A 16,535-nucleotide genomic window follows, 5' to 3' on the forward strand; every position below is an offset into this window, starting at 1 on the left:
TGGCTTCCCTGCCCAACCTTTCACAGAATGACACCGCTGACCTTGGCACATGCCGGAAGGCAATGATGGCTACAGTGACAGCACGACCGGGTACGTGACCGGTGCCAGTGGTGACGCGTCATCAGGCTATCCGCATGAGGTGGCCATTGCCGTGCCGACCATCCCGGTGTTTGTCACCGATGCTGTCGAGCGCGAGCTTGATTACACCGTCAAGGTAGCGATTCCTGTTGATGAGCTGGAGATTCGTGCATGAGCCTGACCTTTGGTTTCTATCAGGATGAAGAGCGCCGCCAACCGCTGGACAGCCTGGTGCTGTCTGGCGGTGCCTGCCGCCGGTATGGGTGGGAGCGGATGGCAGCAAAACAGCCTTGCCCACGGTGGATAGCAACATAGTGGTTAACGCTGTCGCCGTGGCGCCCTTGCCCGAGGCATCAATCCGTCTGGCCTCCTCGCTGTCAGGGCTGGCTGGTGGTGGCCAGACGCTAGCCCTCGGACAGGTGGTATCCGGCATGCAGCCGCTGTGGGTGCAGATCAATGATGCAGGACTGGGCGATGGCGAGTACCAGCTGACACTGCAAAGTAATCTGATCTACGAGGTGTGACGATGGCACGCATGAGCGCACAAGATGCCGCTGAGGTGGCCAAGGCACTGGTAGGCAGGATCCGCCGGGCGGATCCACGCTTCCGGTTCCTCCTGCTGGCCCGGGTGGCATACCGGGTGGGATTTTTCGTGGCAAGGCAACGGAAGGTAGTGGGACTGGCCAGACGTCGGCGGGACTGGCCGCCGCTTATGTGGAAACTGGCCGGACGCTCTACGACAGCACCACCGACACCACGCCTTACTTTACCCATGACGGGCTGTTCCGGATTGGAACAGTGCCGATCAAAACCCTGACCATTGCCGAGTCAAACAGCAGCGGAAACCCCACTGGGTCACCCGTCACCATCACCTTCAAACAGGGGGCATGATGATCGACCAGCCGACCCAATACGGATTCATTGGCGGTGGGTATGTCGTCGTTACCCCAGACAAAGATGCCCCATATTCAAGCATCACCGGGTTTGGTACCACTGGAACACTATTCCGCGATGACGGCCAAACATTCCCATGGAAGGGCATCAATCCGTTTGATTGCAAACTGAATAATTATGGTGGATTTCTTACTGGTGGCAGCCCCGTGTACATGAATGTCACCACGGTACCGAACGCCCCTAAAAACGTGCCCGGTGCCCGAAACGATATCTGGACATCCGGGCCGCAGATGTCGGTGTATGGCGGCAAGCATCGTCTTGGTGGTGGATGGCTTTGTTGGCTGTACCCCATCGCTCCCGGCGAAGTCTTGAAACTCACGGTTGGGGCGGGAGGCTACGCCGATGACCGGGAGTACACCTACCAGCCCAACGTCGTGGTTCATAGCACCATCACCAAGACTGAGGACGATGACAGCGACTACGAGTGGGTCATGGCCTCAAAAGATGGCAAGACGGCCTTGTTGAGAAGCACCCGGCGCTATTACTACCAGGTCAACGTGACCAGCGTGGCCCGTACGGACAATGTCAGCGACCCGTACCGCATCAATAAGACCCGCTACGATGTGACGATGACGATTCAACAGCTTGGACGGGTGCGGGTTGACGTAGAAGAAGGGGGATGGACGTATTTTTACAAAGGGCCGCTCTATACCCTGAGTGAAGCGGGCAAAGTCGTACCGGTCGACTTCTATGTCAGAACAACCGGTACCGTCGAAATGGTCAAAGTCAGGGAAGAGCTTACGTATCCGACCTCTGACGGGGCGGGCCACCCGATGGGGACGCCGTACATTGTCGAGTACGGCTACTATCTGGAGGACTACACCTTCAGCCAGAAAATCGGGTCCATTTCGTTTGATTTTCATCGGAAAAATGCAGAGGATGGTTGGTCGCGTCGGCAAGATACCGGGGAAATCTTGCCATACGGCACCGACAGTTTTGACCTGCCTTAAGCGCTGGAAATCACGCACAGCCTGATCGGTATTGATATCGGCACCGGTGATATCAATGCCGGTAGTTTTTCGGACGGCAGCCACACCCTGAATGTCATGCCGCTGACGATCAGTGAGTCAACCAGCCATGTCGACCACCACGTCTACTACGACCTGACCACCCAGCAGGTCATTCCCGAAGACAAAATCCTGCGCAAGAACGCCAACGCCAGCTATGTCCGGGCTATCTCCCCGGACAGGATCTTCCTGTCAGATAACCCGAATGATCAGAGCGTGTTTTTTGTGTAGTTTTGACTTTATTATTCTTATAACAAAAGGCATAAAACGCAATTGTCATTTATTATATTTTCATGTATATTATAAAAATAATATATCAGACAAAGTTAACAAATGATTACGAAGATAATTTACCCTATTGGGCGAAAAATGGTTAACTGTCCGCATCAGTGTAAAGATGTGATTAACAATCCTAGAAAAGGAATTGTCCCTCGCGGGATAATTCTAGAAGCAATAGACGATTATGGCAACCCAACAGTTGGAACTTCGACCTCTATTTCCAATGCCGCATTAGGAGTTATCGTCGTCGGCCTTAACCCGGGTGAAAGTGGCACAAAAGAACGTTATCACTATCGACATTACTTTAAACATCACGGCAGAAATTATCAAAGCGTGACTAATTGGCACAAAAAAAGCATAAACACATACAAATACCATTCAAGACTACGAAAACTCATTCAGCAGCTCAATAGAACCAATATTCTTTGGACAGAAATTGCCAAATGTGAAAATCGAAATAAAAAAAATAATCCATGCGTTGAGACGCTACACTTCTGTTCAGGTATTTATCTAAAGAACGAGATAGATGGATTATTATCGTTGTCTAATCATAACAATAAGTGGCTTATTTTAGGCATAGGACGTGATGCTTGGAAGGCACTTGCGTTTCTTTACCCACGCGAAGCTGTAATTGGAATTCCTCACCCAACAGGAAGTTGGGGGTATTACAGCAAGCTTTTTTCCCATAACGGCCAACTTCTTCGTAAACATTTCAATTCAATCACCGCAGCCATCACTACAAAGCATGCTATTTGGCTGGAATAGAATAAAAATATGTTTTTGGCTACATCATGACCAGTACAAAATCTGCACCATGTAATTGACAAACAGATTTATGAAACCAAACCCGCTTCGGCGGGTTTTTTTATGCCCGGAGTAACTATGCAAATTATTCGCGGCGATACCGGCGTCGCCAGATCCGGCTTGAGAGCGGACAGCTTAAAACCGCGCCCATCATGGCCATGGACAGCCGTCATGACAATGTCCGGCTTGTGGTGCCGGGTCATGGCCTGCCGACACACTGGCGGGTGGCTGTTATCGGAGGGATGTTTCCCGGCCTGACAGCCAGAAACCGCCCGCCTCGGCAGGATGACTTCCTTGAGTGCCTGGCGCTGGATGCTGACACGCTGGAAATCACGAACATCAACGGCATGGGCTGGCCGCCCTATTCTGCTGGCACCGCGGTGATCCAGTACGGACCGCCACTGGATCTGTCCGGCGTGGCCGCCGCACGCATGCAGTTTCGTCAGGCAGTAACCAGTGACGTGGTGTTGGCCGAACTGACTTTAAACAGTGGTTTGTCGGTGACGGATGGTGCGGTGGACGTGATCGCCTCGGCATCAGTGACGGCTGGCTTACCCGCTGGGCCCGTCTTCGCCTCGCTGGAACTGACCTATGCCGATGGTACGGTGCGCACGGTCCTCTCGAACATGCGGATCGATGTCGTGGAGGACGTAACGCGATGACGGAATGTCCACCGGTTGTTGTCATCGATGACCAACCTTTAATCGTCACGGTGAGTGATCCAGAGCCGATTGTTCCGGTCATCGGAATCCCCGGCCCGCCCGGTCCATCCGGTACCGCTGACTTTGATCTCGACCTCACCCTGATTTTCAACATCGCCCAACTATAAGGATCACCCCATGAGCCTAGACCTCGTACTGACCTCGCTTGCCCAAGCCATGGGCGCCAAGGTCAAAGAAGTCAAAACCATGATCGGCAACCCGGCTGCCTTGTCCACTACCGACAAGACCAGTCTTGTGGCGGCCATCAACGAGCTGCAGGCCACCGTAGTAGCGGCCGCCGCATCCGGTGGCGCGGCCATTGACGATACCAGTGCCAGTGCGGCCACTGTCTACTCATCGAGCAAGGTGACCGATCTGCTTGCCCAGCTGAAGAACGACATTCTCGGCGGGGCCAGTGCAGCCTATGACACGCTGAAAGAGATCGAAGCCAAGCTGGGTAGCGATGACACCGCTTTGGCCAACCTGCTGTCCACCGTGGGGAATCGGGTCAGTTTTTCCGATCAGCAGAACCTGACCACCACCCAAAAGCTGCAAGCGTGCCAGAACATCGGTATCGGTAATCCGGAAGTGGATCTGGTGGCCGTCTTTAACACCGCTATGTTGTAGGAGGTGCGATGCTGCTGTCAGAGGAATTGTCTGCGGTAGTGCAAGAGATTGCGGCAAGAATCAAGGCGCTATTCGATCGAGGCGCCAGCAAGTCGGGCGACATTCTCTATTCCGCCGATGCCCCCGGCCCTGACTGGTTGCCCTGTGATGGCTCGGCCTACCTGCAAAGCAGTTATCCAGCGCTGTACGGGAAGCTAGGGAACATTCCGACCAGTAACATTGGCGATCTTGTTCCCGTGCCATGCCGACCTCAAACTGGTCAGCAGTAACCTTTGGCAATGGTCTATTCATCGCACTGGTGGCAGGTTCAAGCCTGTATTCCTATACGTCAACGGACGGGCTGACCTGGACAAAGCGGAACATGGGGGCAAGTGTTTCATGGACAGCGGTGGCCTATGGGAATGGCGTTTTTGTCGCGATCGCCAGCGGCACGACGACCATGGCCACGTCACCGGACGGGATCAACTGGACGACGCATGTAATGCCGGTTTCTACCTCGTGGAAGCTGTTGGCGTTTGGTAACGGTGTCTTCGTAGCGATGGCCAATAACACCTCCATCGCTGCAACGTCGCCGGACGGCGTGACATGGACACAGCGAGCGATAGCGGGATCGGCCAACTGGTATGCCATGACTTACGGCAACGGTCTATTCGTGGCGGTCACTTTCGGCAACCTTGTCAGCGCCACGTCACCAGACGGCGTGACGTGGACACTGGGCAGCAAGCTCCCGCTGTCAGGAAACTGGAGCGGTATTGCCTGCGGCAATGGGGTGTTTGTTGCCACCGGTAGCGTCGGGATGGCCATCTCGACGGACGGGATCAACTGGACGGGCTTTCCGACGCCCTACATGTCGTCGGCCTATACGGTTGTTTTCTGTAATGGCTACTTTGCCGCCTTTGGCACCGGCTACCTGTCCATCACGTCGGAGGACGGTAGCCACTGGAGCAAACACATTCTTTCCGCCTCAATCGTTGCGAACTGTTCTGCCGCGTTAGCGTCATCGTTGCCCTATCAAACTCAGCACAGCTCTATGGCGTTTCCCCTGACGGGCCGCGTTACAGCTACGACACCGGTACCCAGTTTGTCGTCCCTGACATCGACGCGCTGGATGGCCGTATCAGCCAGCTCAAAGCTTACGTGAGGACTTGATCATGCCGGAATTGATCACTGTGTATGTCTGCGATTCGGCGTGGTACTTCGACCATGTAGAACAGCTGGATTCTTCTGGACCGCTCCCGCACTACTCGACACTAACGTCGGTACCACCAACATCAGGGAGCGAGGTGGCCGGGTATCAGGACGGCCAGTGGATGGTGTTGCCGGAGCATCCTGTCAAACAGGAAGTGACGCCAGACCTGTCACCGGCTATTCCGCAGGAAGTCACCCGCTTTCAAGCGCGCGGCGCTCTGTATCAGGCTGGACTGCTGGACAAGGTGGAGGAATTCATTTCCGCCGAGGGGACAGACATGATGCTGAAGCTGGCTTGGCAAGACGCCCAAACATTCAAGCGGTACTCGCCGTTTATCACCGGGGTTGGCCAGCTGCTTGGGTTGACGGATGAGCAGCTGGATGCGCTGTTTACTGCAGCAAGCACTATAGAATAACACCCGGCCGGCCGGTTTTTTTTACGCCTCACGTTTTTACGTGGGGCATTTTTATGCCTGAAGGGGGCGGACATGGGGGATTCATCAGAGGTACAGGTCACTCGACTGACAGAGCAGATGCTGAGCTTGCAGCGGGAAATGTCCTCAATGGCAGTGATGATGCAGCGGCTGGCTGACAGCGTGGAGGCGTTAACCAAAGAGAACATGCGCATCGCCACCGCGGAGGTGCAAGTCGCGGCGCTGCTGCGTGGGCAGGAATCGCTTTGGGAAGAAATCCGCAACATCAATGATCGTCAGCAGCAGCTGGGCAGCAAAGCGGCCGGTGGCATGTGGGATGTATTGAAGCTGTGTGGCGCCGCCGTGATTGGTGTCGTCGCCGCGAAATATGGGAGCAAGTAAATGACGTTTGATGAAGCATTCGAGGCACTGATTGGTCATGAAGGTGGCTACGTCAACAACCCGGCGGATCCGGGTGGAGAAACCAAATTCGGGATCAGCAAGCGGAGCTATCCGGGCGTTGATATCAAGAACCTGACGCTGGATCAGGCCAAGGCCATCTATCTGCGTGACTTCTGGAAGCCGGTGGGCTGTGATGCGGTTCCACCGGCAGCGGCTTTTGACCTGTTCGATATGGCCGTCAACTCCGGGGTCAAGCGTGCCATTACCACGCTTCAAACGGCGGCGGCCGTCACGGCTGATGGGATTCTTGGTCCGGTTACCCTGCGGGCGGTAGCGGCGATGCCCGGTGCAATGCTGGTGGCCCGGTTCAATGGCGCGCGTCTGAACTTCATGACGAATCTTGCGACCGGCCAACCTTTGGTAAGGGCTGGGCGCGGCGTATTGCTGACAATTTGATGAGGGCGGAATGATGGACTGGAAAAACCTGTTGGGTACGGTGGCGCCGTGGATCGGGACGGCCATGGGTGGTCCGCTGGGCGGGATGGCAGTCTCGGCGGTCGCGGATGCGCTGGGGCTGTCGGATAAGACCGAAGAGGCAATCAAGACTGCCCTGTCCGGCGCTACGCCAGAGCAGATGCTGGCGGTGAAGAAAGCGGATCAGGATTTTGCTATCCGTATGCAAGAACTGGGATTCGCCAACCTGCAGAAGCTGGAAGAAATCGCCGCCGATGACCGGGACAGCGCGCGCAAGCGTGAAGCTGCCGTACAGGATTACACGCCGCGTGTGCTGGCCTACACCATCGTCTTTGGCTTCATCGCCATGGCCTTCGGTATTCTGTTCGGCCAGCTGCATGCGGACACGGTTCTGACCGGGACGGTGATCGGTTATCTCTCGGCCAAAGCTGAACAGGTGGCGGCCTACTACTTCGGCAGCACGGCCAACAGCTCGCGCAAGACGGAACTGCTGGCGCAGTCGGCGCCGGTTGGGAAGTGATTGGGTGGTGACAAGCAGACGGCCAGGCCAGTTTTGCTGGCGTCTGTTTACGACCCGTTGCAGACTTTGCGGACTTGGGAAAGCGGACGTTTAACGTTCAAGCTCAGGGGCGGCTGACGGCTTGCGTAAGCAGGCGTCCCTTGGAGCGGGATGTTAGATTTCTGATTAGTCGTTAACATACTCTTCCATGCAGTTGTACGCATGAAAATTCATGTCGCCACCACCTCTCACCCCCGTGTAGCTCTTGAAGGATCGTCGCATCTCCACGAGAAATGATGCAGGATTCTTTTCATTCAGTTTCCGCAGTTCTTCTTTGGAGTTCTGAATATTGAAGAGTCCGCCAATAGCGAGACCTGCCGCCCCAAGAGCCACAGCAGAAGATGAAGGAATGGACAACAACTGGCCGAAAATTAGTGGGGCTGGGAAACCCATTAGCGAAACACCGAACCATCCCTTTGCTTTAATAATGTCGGCGCTCGCTTTGTATTGCTTCTGAGCACGAATCAGTTCCTTCGCCTTTTCTTGAATTGCGCCGACCTTTACGTCTTGGGAATCAAGCTTCGACAGTTCGGCGCGAAGTTCATTCATGCAAGAGCGAAATTGAGTAATCTCGGGTCGTCTCTTATCGCGAAACTCTAGAATCTTTTCGGATGGAATTTCAGAAATATTCACAGGAACTAATTCGCTAACAAGCAAGCCGAATAGACCAAAACTCTCTGATGTTTCATCAGTACAACTATCTTTTCCGATATTGATAATGAAGTCGTCAACTTGACCGTTGACGCCGAAATAGCTTGTTCCAGTCCGAGGCGCCCCAGTCTCCAGTAATTAGTGAGAGTTGGTTTTTCTGCGCAATATCGCTCGCCATGTAGAGCATGAAGTTGGATGCGATTGCAGTCGGGACATACATCCGGTCATTTTCTGATCTGTAACCAGCCTCTTTGAAGAGTTCACGAACTCGTTCATCAGTCTTTTCGCTATGAATTCGTGATATTTGCTTCTCATCCTCTGGATCGAAGGTAAGTGCAGCAGCATTCCAATCCTCAATTTTCGAAAGAAATTCGTCTGAAGCATTTTTGGAATAAGGCGCCGGATTGATCATCTGTCCAATCGCCCCCTCTTCCAAAAGAGGGTTTAGCTCCTCTGCATCCTCTGGGATCACATTGTCTGGAACGATGCGATAGATATTGTCGTAAAACAACGCCATTGCCTTTATCCAGGGCTGCGTTGTGGAGGTCGATGTGTGGGTAGTAGAGCGCGTTTTGTTGCATGGCAGAAAGAAATCTAACGTTGGAGGTAACTTGCAGCCGGAGCTGCGAAGCAGCGGAGAGAACCTAAAGCGCAGCTTTGGGCTGTCAGGTTGACTGAAAGGTTAGAAATTATCCTGCTCCGACGATACGACATGCCACTGGACACCAAATAGCTGGCAGAACGTGACTATCTGCATAAATAGCTTTGCTGCTTGGAGTTCATAAGGTTCGTGCTCCACTGCGGATAGTGCTTCTGTGCGTCGTAGGTATTCTCGCGAAATAGGACTCGACCAACTTGTTTCACGAGCACTAGATTGAATGGCTAGCGCGACAAACCGTAAATCTTCAAGAGTGGTTTCATTTCTTCGATTATCAAACTCGATGGACATCGTTTCGAGATCGTTTAATTGGTCCAAAAAATTTGGTTCGTCTATTTTTTCTGGCTCTGAATGACCTACTCCACTTGCGCCCGGCTTGCTATAGAGCCAGCGTTCGTGGCCATTTAAGCGGTGTATTGGGGCGAAGTTAGAATTTTTTACTAACTCTTGCCGCGCTGTGAGGCGGTATAGGACATCGTGAGTATGGAACACCGGCGCGGCATAAAAGACCTTGCCACGATGCCCAAGAGTTTTGGCTAGACGAACAAGAGCCACCTGTTGATGCTGTTTGATATTGAATCGGTAGTGCGGACCATAGATCGGAACCGCGTAGTTCGATCTACTCAAGAACTCGGAGCGTTTAACTTGTAGGAAAAGGTTAGTCGCGAATGTTGGTAGTGTTCGCTTTCGTTCAACTTGGCGCCAGATTCGGCCAAAGCGCAAGTCATTGAGAACTACGCCGGGTAGCGGGTCCGAGAAGCCAACGGTTTTCCAAAACAGTGGCGACGTTACCATTAGCGCCGCGTCAATTCCCATATGCTTCTCAAAACACGGCCCGGGGGCCAAATTCTTTGGTCGTTAGCCAAGAGTTCATGGTTGAGTGGCCCCTCATATTCTTTTTCTTCAAATTCTGCTTCCAATTCAGGCCCCCGTAATTTCTAACATTAAATATAACAACCCATCGGTCAGTCATAACATTATTAATAAAGCGTCGGATTATACCCTGCAAACCCGCGCCAATCCTTGATCTTGCCAGTGCTGCGTCCGTATAACAACAGCTCCGACGAATAATGGAGGATCGCACAAAGGTGCAGTCTGACTACAGAGAAATTGGAAACAAATGTCTGCTATCAAGGCAAGACCCACCGGCCGCTCTTGCCCGTAAGGCATCACACGTAGCTCTAAAGAAAACTCCTTTTCTGATCCAATCAGGATACATTTTCTTAGGAACTACTTCACCGGTAACCATTTCCACCAAGACATCGGTCTATCAAGTACTGGAATCACTAGGAATACGATGCCAGCAATAATACTGCTCTCCCGCATAACCAAAGCACCATCGCTCGAACGTCTGAATTCGCGTCGACTTCCCGTGTTCATTCCAATGGCGCCGTCACCTGCCATTGCTTCTCCGGCGTTCTGATAATGACAGCGCCTTCTTGGCAACTGAATTCACCGGCAGCCGCATGTAATACCTTATGGGATTCGCGGCCATTATCATCAATGAATGCAAGTTGAAGCATGTCATCACTCGGCCCTTCAAGCCTTAGCTTTGGGTGAATGGTTTTTGCAGTCCATCCCGTACGGTAGAGGCCAACGAGCTTTTGCGACAAACTCTCACAGAAGTTACCTCGCCCACCAAGTGAGCAGGCTGGCTGCCTCTGCGGGGGAACGCTTTCATCAGGATATGTCCCAGTCAGATCAGGACAAGGAGATGGACCCGCTGCTTTTAATGGCGGCCATTCAGCTGGATAAGGCGTTATAGTGGCCACGCAACCAGTCACAGAGAAAAGGACAAGCAGCAAGGAAGCAAAACGCCAACGTATTGTCATGAGTTGAGTGTGGTTTAGCTGAAGGCAGAAGTTAAGCACAAAAGCATAAACCTACACTTTGCGCAAAGCCATAAATTATCTTGATGGCATACGGTTGCCGCGTTGAGTTCCGAGTTACCGCGGGGATAATCCATTCGGTCGCACTGGAATATGTGAAATAGCGCATTACGTATTGCAACCCCGAAAGGGCGTGCACACGCAGGGGGTGGCGTCCTGCCTGTGCGGCCACATCCTCCTTGACCTATTGTGTCAACTTCGCGATTTTCCAAAGTAAAAAAGCCCGGTAAATACGGGCTTTCGCTCCCTACGCTTCCGGGATTTCGATTGTCCCTTCAAGATATTGAACAGCGTGACCCGAGATATATACCCGGTCGTCTTGTACGCGACAATGAAGTAATCCGCAGCGGCGTGAGACCTGCATGGCCACGAGTTCTGACCTACCCAAACGGTCAGACCATAACGGCGCGAGCGCCGCGTGAATAGATCCGGTCACCGGATCTTCATCTCCGCCATTGGCAGGCCAGAAGTAGCGGGATACAAAATCATGCTTATCTCCGCGCGCTGTTACGACGACATCGAGCGGACCAAGTGCCGACAACAGATTGAGTTCAGGAACAACGGATCGTACCTCCTGTTCTGTTCCGTAGATGGCAACATAGGCTTGCTGGTTTATCAGCACTTCTTGAGGCCGTATCGAAAGCCCCGGAGCAAGTTTGCGGGTATTTCGTCCAGCTTTTCAGACCGACGTTGCGGGAAGCTCATTTCGATCAGTCCGTTACGCGTATGGCAAACGGTAAGCCGACCGACCGCTTTCGCAACAAATTCGATGACTTCCAAATCATCACATCGCTGGAAGATCACATATGCACTTGCCAGCGTGGCATGTCCACAAAAAGCGATTTCGGTTAGTGGAGAAAACCAGCGGATGCTGAAGGTGCCGTCGGCATTTTTCACGAAGAATGCTGTTTCGGACAGGTTGTTCTCAGCGGCGATTGCCTGCATCAAACTATCGGGCAACCAGCGTTCGAGTGGCACTACAGCAGCGTAGTTGCCTCTAAATACCTTATCCGTAAAGGCGTCAATCTGATAGATCGGCAATTTCATGAGATGTCCCTGTTCAAATTGATAGATTAGTCAGCAACCTGCAGTCCATTCCTTGAATAGGATAGCAACCCGTTAAGCTGGCTAACAGGTAAAGTGCTGTGACACTGCGGGGGATAAGCTGATCCGTAGATTAGGGATCACTAAATTTTTAACTGATTTTTTCAACAAAACCGGCTATCGCTTCATCATCCGGATAAAATGTGTCTCATAGAGGACGTTATGTCCGGTTTTTGTCCCAGAGAAAGCCTCATGAACACAGCTGATTCCCTCAACATCAAGGCCATGCTGGCTGAAGTCCGCCAGTTGCGCAGTCAGGCCGAGATTGCGGCAGCCCTCAAGGTGGATGCCCGTACCATTCGCCGCTGGGAATCCGGGGACTGTGAACCGCCGTCTTATCTGGAGCATGCCTTGCGCCAGATTCTTCCACCGGCACTTCCATTCGGCAGTGACGAACCGGACTTTACGTTCATTGACCTGTTCGCTGGCATCGGTGGTATTCGCCGGGCGTTCGAGAGTATTGGTGGTCGTTGTGTATTCACCAGCGAATGGGACAGCTACGCACAAAAGACCTATGCCGAAAACTACCATCGTGACCAGCATCCGCTGAACGGCGACATCACCCAGGTCCATGCCACCGACGTGCCCAACCATGATGTATTGTTGGTGAGCTTCCCCTGCCAGCCGTTTTCCATTGCTTAAGCGTATCAAAGAAGAATGCACTGGGCCGTGCCCACGGTTTTCAGGATGAAACCCGGGGCACCCTGTTTTTTGATGTGGCCCGCATCATTGATGAAAAACGCCCGCGTGCCTTCCTGCTGGAGAACGTGAAGAACCTGTTGTCCCATGACAAGGGACGCACCTTTGACGTGATCCGCCGCACCCTGAGCGAGGAGCTGGGCTATCACATTCACTGCAAGGTGATTGATGGTGCCCACTTCACGCCGCAGCACCGCGAACGCATCCTGATTGTCGGCTTCCGCGAGCCGGTCGCGTTCGACTGGGACGCCCTGCCATTGCCACCCAAAGGGAATATCCGGCTGGGCGAGATCCTGCACCGCACCGATGGCAGCGAACCGGTATTGCCATGGGATGGCGACCGCTTCTTCGATCATGCAGCCCGCAAGGTGCAGGACAAGTACACCCTCACCCCCAAGCTGTGGGCTTATCTGCAAGCCTATGCCGAGAAACACCGCGCCAAGGGCAACGGCTTCGGTTTTGGTCTGGTAGGGCCTGACAGCGTCACCCGTACCCTGTCAGCCCGTTATTACAAGGACGGCTCGGAAATTCTGGTGTATCAGGGGGAGAACAAGAACCCGCGTCGCCTGACTCCCCGTGAGTGCGCACGCCTGATGGGGTTCCCGGACACCTTCCGTATCCCGGTATCCGACACCCGTGCCTACAAGCAATTCGGTAACTCGGTGGTAGTCGATGTGATGGCCCATACGGCGCGGTTGATGCACCAGTTCCTGATCCAGGACACGCTGGAGCCCGAGCTGCCGCTACAGGTTGCCATGGTCTGACCCTCTCGTCATGACCGACATTGTCGACAAGGCCACCCGCAGCCGGATGATGTCGGGCATCAAAGGCAAGGACACCAAACCGGAGATCTTCATCCGCAAAGCCCTGCACGCCCGGGGCTTTCGCTATCGCCTGCATGACAAGGCCCTGCCCGGCAAGCCGGACCTTGTCTTCCCCAAATACAAGGCCGTGGTGTTCATCCATGGCTGCTTCTGGCATGGCCACGACTGCCGCTATTTCAAGGTACCGCAAACCCGTACCGACTTCTGGCTGGAAAAGATAGCTGGCAACCGGCAACGTGATGCCCGTCAGTTGGCACAACTGAAGCAGGCTGGCTGGCGGGTCCTGATAGTCTGGGAATGTGCAACGCGAAAGAATGAAACCCTGTCAAAAGACATGCTGATTGACTGCGTCGCCGACTGGTTGATAATGGAGGACCATGACGCACACATCGATGAGACCGGCCTCCATCCCTTGCCATGTTTGACGACAGAATCAGTGACTACACCGAAGGCGTTGCCGCCAAATACCTGAGTGCCGTGGACGCCGAGCCCGGCAAATCCCACCAGCACGAAATCGGCGGACTGCCCGCTGCAGGCTTCCGCGAATGGCTGGGCACTCCGGCAAAGACGAGGAATACCGCTTCCGTGCCCGCCAGATCTACATCCCTGACGATGATGAAGAGCCCATCATCTGCGATAGCCATGTCACTTGGTACGACTGCCGCCGAAAGGTGGCACACCGCAGCCCGGAATATCGCCTCTACTACTATGACAGCCCGGTTACCGAACGCCTCAGCGAAGGTGACTTCTTTCTGGTCGCCAAACTGAGTGATGAAGCCCTGCCGCTCGAGGATGTCATCCTGCCAAGAGATGGTGCTGCACTGAAACCCGGTTCCCTGCTGATGGTGTTTGCCCCGGCTTAAGAAGTGCTGCCGAGCGGCAGTTACGCCTGCTGTTTGGGTTGGGGGATATTGGTGACCGCTTCAAGGCTGGTGAGCTGGCAGTTGCACCCTGTTGCTGCCCCTGCGGCTGATGCTGGAAACACTGGGCATCGAACTGGCCAAGCCAGACCGATCCGACGATGAATGGATAGAACGTCTGCTGGCTACCTTCGGTGGAGCAGCCTTCCCGACTACCGCCGACTTCTCAGCCTTTGCCCGCGACAGTATTGCCGGACAAACCGATGCCCTGTCCGATCCGGACGCCACCCTGATGGCGTGGATGGATCACGAAGAAAAACTCTTCCGCCTGTACGAACGTCAGCTGGTCCAGGCACAGCTGCGTCCCAAGCTTCGGCGAACACGGCGACGATGTGGATGCCTTCATCAGCTACTCGCTTAGCGTGCAGAACCGCCGCAAATCACGGGTGGGGCATGCCTTCGAAGGCCATCTGGACACCCTGTTCCGCCTGCACGGCCTGCAGTTCCAGCAAGGCCGCGGCAAGGGTAACGTTACTGAAAACAATACCCGGCCGGACTTCATGTTCCCCTCCTTCTCCGCCTACCATGACCCGGCCTTCCCTGCCGGGAACCTGTTGATGCTGGGTGCCAAAACCACCTGCAAGGACCGCTGGCGGCAGGTGCTGAGTGAGGCAAACCGTATTGCCTCCAAACATCTCGTCACCCTCGAAGCTGCGATCAGCGAGGCCCAGACCGATGAAATGAGGTCCCACCAGCTCCAGCTGGTTGTTCCTGCCAGCATCCATGCCACGTACACGGCACGGCAACAAACCGGATTACAGGATCTGGAGGCATTCATCCTTCAGGTCAAGTTGGCTCAGGTCGAACCAAAAGTAAGCGAAGAGATATGAACGAAAAGGCCTTTCTGATCGACTGGATCCACCGGGTGGAGTACGACCTGAAAGAAGGTAGGCCAACCAAGCGGCGCCCCTCCTTGGTGACCGAACTCTATTTCGAGAGACACCTTTCCAAGCTCAGGGAGCTTAACCTCCCGGCTGTGATTGCATTTGGCTGGATGAAAAGGTTCTGTTGGAAAAAACAGTGCACGGAATGGTTCAAGATAGCCTCAAACGACAGCCTTGCCAAGAAGCAGCCAACCCTCCTGTTTATCAAGGAGATATCCAAACGACAACCTCAGGACAAATTCTACTTGGTCCAGTACGAAGTCCAGAGCCAGTTGAGTATGCCAAATACGCCACCTTCAGTGGTCTTCAAGGTAACAAGCCTACTCAGAGAGGGCGATAGCATTTGTCGGTACACAACGAAGGATAGTTTGCAACTTTCCGCAGAGCTTACGGCACAAACTGCCAATGAACTAAAGCACTACGTCTCAACAAGATCCGACAACGAGATCGGCCCATGGCTTGAGCTGTTGAGTACCACAGAGTTAAAAAAGTTATTGTCCACAAGATGTCTAATGAACTTCTCAAGCAAAAATTTTACCGATATTGACGGTATCGGTATCAACGATTCCGGGACACTCACCTTCGTCGAATTCAAAAGGAAGGATCCCGCTCATGGATTGAGATACCGCTTGCTTCAGAATCCACGGCTGGAAACCTACCTTGAGATCGCCAAAAATCTGAACAAAAAGGAACGCAAGGCATGGAAGGTAAAACAAGCGGGGCAGATCCCTTTAAAGGATAACCAGCCAGGTGCTGAGCTGGAAAATACTGAAAGATGGGAAACCGTAATGCCTAATGAAGGTTGCTTCGGTCTCGATACATCACATGCTGAAAATATTCTTCTCTGCAGCAACAACGACTGGGTCTACCGTTATGTCATATGGAACCATATGCCCGCCACAGTTGGAGAATTATTTAACCACCGACTCGTTCCTTGGTCGTCTCAAGACCTGCGATATCTTGATATTGAGTCAAGACATATCGATGGTATTTCCCGGGCTGACGGAAAAAAATCAGGCTCTTATACCAAAGGAGTTCCAAGGTATCAACTCATGATTAAAGTAGAGGATTTTTTGAAAGCTGAACTCTAATTAACATACCAACGGTTCAACCTTTTATACAATCAACAACTTCGTATCTACCGGGCTTTTTTGCATAAATAAGTCGAAAGCCAAGCTACCCCACCACACAGACGGACACAAGTAGGTTTCGACCGAGGCGCGGGGTTCTTCTCGGGACCAGTCGGAGCTGTATAAATTTACCCCAAGTGGGGGTTGGTTTTTTAGCAATTTTAACATAAGCAATGTAATTTAAAATATCAATACATTACAAAAAACACCTCAGCCCCATAAGTATAATTAAAAGAAATTGATAGCAAAATAATTTTTATCAATTTATTGATAAATTAAAAATCGCCATC

Annotated in this window: 29 protein-coding genes; 23 read left to right on the forward strand and 6 right to left on the reverse strand. The window is 53.1% G+C overall.

Annotated elements, in window-relative coordinates:
- Positions 1–49 precede the first annotated feature (49 nt).
- From GKE73_RS20045 to GKE73_RS20120, 16 genes are all read left to right on the forward strand, one after another.
- Positions 50–253 carry a hypothetical protein gene (locus GKE73_RS20045; protein ID WP_230371284.1) on the forward strand — a complete coding sequence of 68 codons (204 nt, stop codon included), beginning with the start codon at positions 50–52 and terminating at the stop codon, positions 251–253.
- Positions 250–393: a hypothetical protein gene (locus GKE73_RS20050; RefSeq protein ID WP_230371285.1), complete on the forward strand. Its 144-nt coding sequence runs from the start codon at positions 250–252 to the stop codon at positions 391–393. Before GKE73_RS20045 ends, GKE73_RS20050 begins: the two co-directional genes overlap by 4 nt.
- Positions 393–602, forward strand: coding sequence for a hypothetical protein (locus GKE73_RS20055; RefSeq protein ID WP_230371286.1), 210 nt, complete (start codon positions 393–395; stop codon positions 600–602). Before GKE73_RS20050 ends, GKE73_RS20055 begins: the two co-directional genes overlap by 1 nt.
- Positions 603–792: 190 nt before the next feature.
- The gene (locus tag GKE73_RS20060) at positions 793–969 is read left to right on the forward strand and encodes a hypothetical protein (RefSeq protein WP_230371287.1); all 177 of its coding nucleotides are present in this window, start codon (positions 793–795) and stop codon (positions 967–969) included.
- Positions 966–1,982 carry a hypothetical protein gene (locus tag GKE73_RS20065; RefSeq protein ID WP_230371288.1) on the forward strand — a complete coding sequence of 339 codons (1,017 nt, stop codon included), beginning with the start codon at positions 966–968 and terminating at the stop codon, positions 1,980–1,982. Before GKE73_RS20060 ends, GKE73_RS20065 begins: the two co-directional genes overlap by 4 nt.
- A gap of 96 nt (positions 1,983–2,078) precedes the next feature.
- Complete coding sequence (locus tag GKE73_RS20070) at positions 2,079–2,270, forward strand: hypothetical protein (RefSeq protein WP_230370749.1); 192 nt, start codon at positions 2,079–2,081, stop codon at positions 2,268–2,270.
- A 168-nt stretch (positions 2,271–2,438) separates the two neighbouring features.
- A complete protein-coding gene (locus GKE73_RS20075; protein ID WP_230371289.1) occupies positions 2,439–3,083 on the forward strand; it encodes a uracil-DNA glycosylase family protein in 645 nt (214 codons plus the stop codon).
- Between the two features lie 191 nt (positions 3,084–3,274).
- On the forward strand, positions 3,275–3,784 hold the full coding sequence (locus tag GKE73_RS20080) for a hypothetical protein (protein ID WP_230371290.1): 510 nt from the start codon (positions 3,275–3,277) through the stop codon (positions 3,782–3,784).
- On the forward strand, positions 3,781–3,951 hold the full coding sequence (locus GKE73_RS20085) for a hypothetical protein (protein ID WP_230371291.1): 171 nt from the start codon (positions 3,781–3,783) through the stop codon (positions 3,949–3,951). Before GKE73_RS20080 ends, GKE73_RS20085 begins: the two co-directional genes overlap by 4 nt.
- A gap of 10 nt (positions 3,952–3,961) precedes the next feature.
- Positions 3,962–4,450, forward strand: a complete 489-nt coding sequence (locus GKE73_RS20090; RefSeq protein ID WP_230371292.1) for a hypothetical protein — start codon at positions 3,962–3,964, stop codon at positions 4,448–4,450.
- Between the two features lie 8 nt (positions 4,451–4,458).
- Positions 4,459–4,719, forward strand: coding sequence for a tail fiber protein (locus tag GKE73_RS20095; RefSeq protein WP_230371293.1), 261 nt, complete (start codon positions 4,459–4,461; stop codon positions 4,717–4,719).
- Positions 4,720–4,748: 29 nt separating this feature from the next.
- A complete protein-coding gene (locus tag GKE73_RS20100) occupies positions 4,749–5,591 on the forward strand; it encodes a glycoside hydrolase family protein (protein ID WP_230371294.1) in 843 nt (280 codons plus the stop codon).
- A 10-nt stretch (positions 5,592–5,601) separates the two neighbouring features.
- A complete protein-coding gene (locus GKE73_RS20105) occupies positions 5,602–6,054 on the forward strand; it encodes a hypothetical protein (RefSeq protein WP_230371295.1) in 453 nt (150 codons plus the stop codon).
- Positions 6,055–6,126: 72 nt separating this feature from the next.
- A complete protein-coding gene (locus tag GKE73_RS20110; RefSeq protein ID WP_230371296.1) occupies positions 6,127–6,453 on the forward strand; it encodes a hypothetical protein in 327 nt (108 codons plus the stop codon).
- Positions 6,454–6,909, forward strand: coding sequence for a glycoside hydrolase family 108 protein (locus tag GKE73_RS20115; protein ID WP_230371297.1), 456 nt, complete (start codon positions 6,454–6,456; stop codon positions 6,907–6,909).
- Between the two features lie 10 nt (positions 6,910–6,919).
- Positions 6,920–7,447, forward strand: coding sequence for a hypothetical protein (locus tag GKE73_RS20120; protein ID WP_230371298.1), 528 nt, complete (start codon positions 6,920–6,922; stop codon positions 7,445–7,447).
- A gap of 165 nt (positions 7,448–7,612) precedes the next feature.
- Here GKE73_RS20120 and GKE73_RS20125 read toward each other — a convergent pair whose 3' ends face one another.
- The 6 genes from GKE73_RS20125 to GKE73_RS20150 all read right to left on the reverse strand — a co-directional run bounded on the left by GKE73_RS20125 (position 7,613) and on the right by GKE73_RS20150 (position 11,731).
- On the reverse strand, positions 7,613–8,143 hold the full coding sequence (locus GKE73_RS20125; RefSeq protein WP_245393868.1) for a DUF6236 family protein: 531 nt from the start codon (positions 8,141–8,143) through the stop codon (positions 7,613–7,615).
- Between the two features lie 70 nt (positions 8,144–8,213).
- Positions 8,214–8,654, reverse strand: a complete 441-nt coding sequence (locus tag GKE73_RS20130) for a hypothetical protein (RefSeq protein WP_230371300.1) — start codon at positions 8,652–8,654, stop codon at positions 8,214–8,216.
- Positions 8,655–8,819: 165 nt separating this feature from the next.
- A complete protein-coding gene (locus GKE73_RS20135) occupies positions 8,820–9,350 on the reverse strand; it encodes a hypothetical protein (protein WP_230371301.1) in 531 nt (176 codons plus the stop codon).
- Positions 9,351–10,171: 821 nt separating this feature from the next.
- Entirely contained in the window at positions 10,172–10,318 is a 147-nt protein-coding gene (locus GKE73_RS20140; RefSeq protein ID WP_230371302.1) for a hypothetical protein, read from the reverse strand.
- A 613-nt stretch (positions 10,319–10,931) separates the two neighbouring features.
- Entirely contained in the window at positions 10,932–11,306 is a 375-nt protein-coding gene (locus GKE73_RS20145) for a PhzF family protein (RefSeq protein ID WP_230371303.1), read from the reverse strand.
- Complete coding sequence (locus GKE73_RS20150; RefSeq protein WP_230371304.1) at positions 11,300–11,731, reverse strand: PhzF family protein; 432 nt, start codon at positions 11,729–11,731, stop codon at positions 11,300–11,302. The genes GKE73_RS20145 and GKE73_RS20150 overlap by 7 nt, the downstream gene beginning before the upstream one ends.
- Before the next feature lie 249 nt (positions 11,732–11,980).
- On the opposite strand from GKE73_RS20150, the gene GKE73_RS24330 reads away from it, so the two are divergent.
- The 7 genes from GKE73_RS24330 to GKE73_RS20180 all read left to right on the forward strand — a co-directional run bounded on the left by GKE73_RS24330 (position 11,981) and on the right by GKE73_RS20180 (position 16,206).
- A complete protein-coding gene (locus tag GKE73_RS24330; RefSeq protein WP_280955044.1) occupies positions 11,981–12,430 on the forward strand; it encodes a DNA cytosine methyltransferase in 450 nt (149 codons plus the stop codon).
- 74 nt (positions 12,431–12,504) lie between these two features.
- Positions 12,505–13,251 (forward strand): DNA (cytosine-5-)-methyltransferase, encoded by a 747-nt coding sequence (gene dcm, locus GKE73_RS24335; protein ID WP_312854523.1) that lies wholly within the window; start codon positions 12,505–12,507, stop codon positions 13,249–13,251.
- A gap of 10 nt (positions 13,252–13,261) precedes the next feature.
- A complete protein-coding gene (locus tag GKE73_RS20160; protein ID WP_230371305.1) occupies positions 13,262–13,783 on the forward strand; it encodes a very short patch repair endonuclease in 522 nt (173 codons plus the stop codon).
- 73 nt (positions 13,784–13,856) lie between these two features.
- Positions 13,857–14,174 (forward strand): hypothetical protein, encoded by a 318-nt coding sequence (locus GKE73_RS20165; protein WP_230371306.1) that lies wholly within the window; start codon positions 13,857–13,859, stop codon positions 14,172–14,174.
- 109 nt (positions 14,175–14,283) lie between these two features.
- Positions 14,284–14,592: a hypothetical protein gene (locus tag GKE73_RS20170; RefSeq protein ID WP_230371307.1), complete on the forward strand. Its 309-nt coding sequence runs from the start codon at positions 14,284–14,286 to the stop codon at positions 14,590–14,592.
- On the forward strand, positions 14,564–15,061 hold the full coding sequence (locus tag GKE73_RS20175) for a type II restriction endonuclease (protein ID WP_230371308.1): 498 nt from the start codon (positions 14,564–14,566) through the stop codon (positions 15,059–15,061). Before GKE73_RS20170 ends, GKE73_RS20175 begins: the two co-directional genes overlap by 29 nt.
- Complete coding sequence (locus GKE73_RS20180) at positions 15,058–16,206, forward strand: hypothetical protein (RefSeq protein ID WP_230371309.1); 1,149 nt, start codon at positions 15,058–15,060, stop codon at positions 16,204–16,206. Before GKE73_RS20175 ends, GKE73_RS20180 begins: the two co-directional genes overlap by 4 nt.
- Positions 16,207–16,535: the final 329 nt, after the last annotated feature.

This window comes from Paludibacterium denitrificans (assembly GCF_009707705.1).
Taxonomy (GTDB): Bacteria; Pseudomonadota; Gammaproteobacteria; order Burkholderiales; family Chromobacteriaceae; genus Paludibacterium_A; species Paludibacterium_A denitrificans.

Bases quoted from the DNA above. Each gene is read 5' to 3' on its own strand.
- GKE73_RS20045 (WP_230371284.1), top strand. From the start codon at position 50: ATGCCGGAAGGCAATGATGGCTACAGTGACAGCACGACCGGGTACGTG.
- GKE73_RS20050 (WP_230371285.1), top strand. From the start codon at position 250: ATGAGCCTGACCTTTGGTTTCTATCAGGATGAAGAGCGCCGCCAACCG.
- GKE73_RS20065 (WP_230371288.1), top strand. From the start codon at position 966: ATGATGATCGACCAGCCGACCCAATACGGATTCATTGGCGGTGGGTAT.
- GKE73_RS20070 (WP_230370749.1), top strand. From the start codon at position 2,079: ATGCCGCTGACGATCAGTGAGTCAACCAGCCATGTCGACCACCACGTC.
- GKE73_RS20080 (WP_230371290.1), top strand. From the start codon at position 3,275: ATGGCCATGGACAGCCGTCATGACAATGTCCGGCTTGTGGTGCCGGGT.
- GKE73_RS20085 (WP_230371291.1), top strand. From the start codon at position 3,781: ATGACGGAATGTCCACCGGTTGTTGTCATCGATGACCAACCTTTAATC.
- GKE73_RS20090 (WP_230371292.1), top strand. From the start codon at position 3,962: ATGAGCCTAGACCTCGTACTGACCTCGCTTGCCCAAGCCATGGGCGCC.
- GKE73_RS20095 (WP_230371293.1), top strand. From the start codon at position 4,459: ATGCTGCTGTCAGAGGAATTGTCTGCGGTAGTGCAAGAGATTGCGGCA.
- GKE73_RS20105 (WP_230371295.1), top strand. From the start codon at position 5,602: ATGCCGGAATTGATCACTGTGTATGTCTGCGATTCGGCGTGGTACTTC.
- GKE73_RS20110 (WP_230371296.1), top strand. From the start codon at position 6,127: ATGGGGGATTCATCAGAGGTACAGGTCACTCGACTGACAGAGCAGATG.
- GKE73_RS20115 (WP_230371297.1), top strand. From the start codon at position 6,454: ATGACGTTTGATGAAGCATTCGAGGCACTGATTGGTCATGAAGGTGGC.
- GKE73_RS20120 (WP_230371298.1), top strand. From the start codon at position 6,920: ATGATGGACTGGAAAAACCTGTTGGGTACGGTGGCGCCGTGGATCGGG.
- GKE73_RS20130 (WP_230371300.1), bottom strand. From the start codon at position 8,654: ATGGCGTTGTTTTACGACAATATCTATCGCATCGTTCCAGACAATGTG.
- GKE73_RS20140 (WP_230371302.1), bottom strand. From the start codon at position 10,318: ATGCTTCAACTTGCATTCATTGATGATAATGGCCGCGAATCCCATAAG.
- GKE73_RS20150 (WP_230371304.1), bottom strand. From the start codon at position 11,731: ATGAAATTGCCGATCTATCAGATTGACGCCTTTACGGATAAGGTATTT.
- GKE73_RS24330 (WP_280955044.1), top strand. From the start codon at position 11,981: ATGAACACAGCTGATTCCCTCAACATCAAGGCCATGCTGGCTGAAGTC.
- GKE73_RS20160 (WP_230371305.1), top strand. From the start codon at position 13,262: ATGACCGACATTGTCGACAAGGCCACCCGCAGCCGGATGATGTCGGGC.
- GKE73_RS20165 (WP_230371306.1), top strand. From the start codon at position 13,857: ATGGCTGGGCACTCCGGCAAAGACGAGGAATACCGCTTCCGTGCCCGC.
- GKE73_RS20170 (WP_230371307.1), top strand. From the start codon at position 14,284: ATGCTGGAAACACTGGGCATCGAACTGGCCAAGCCAGACCGATCCGAC.
- GKE73_RS20180 (WP_230371309.1), top strand. From the start codon at position 15,058: ATGAACGAAAAGGCCTTTCTGATCGACTGGATCCACCGGGTGGAGTAC.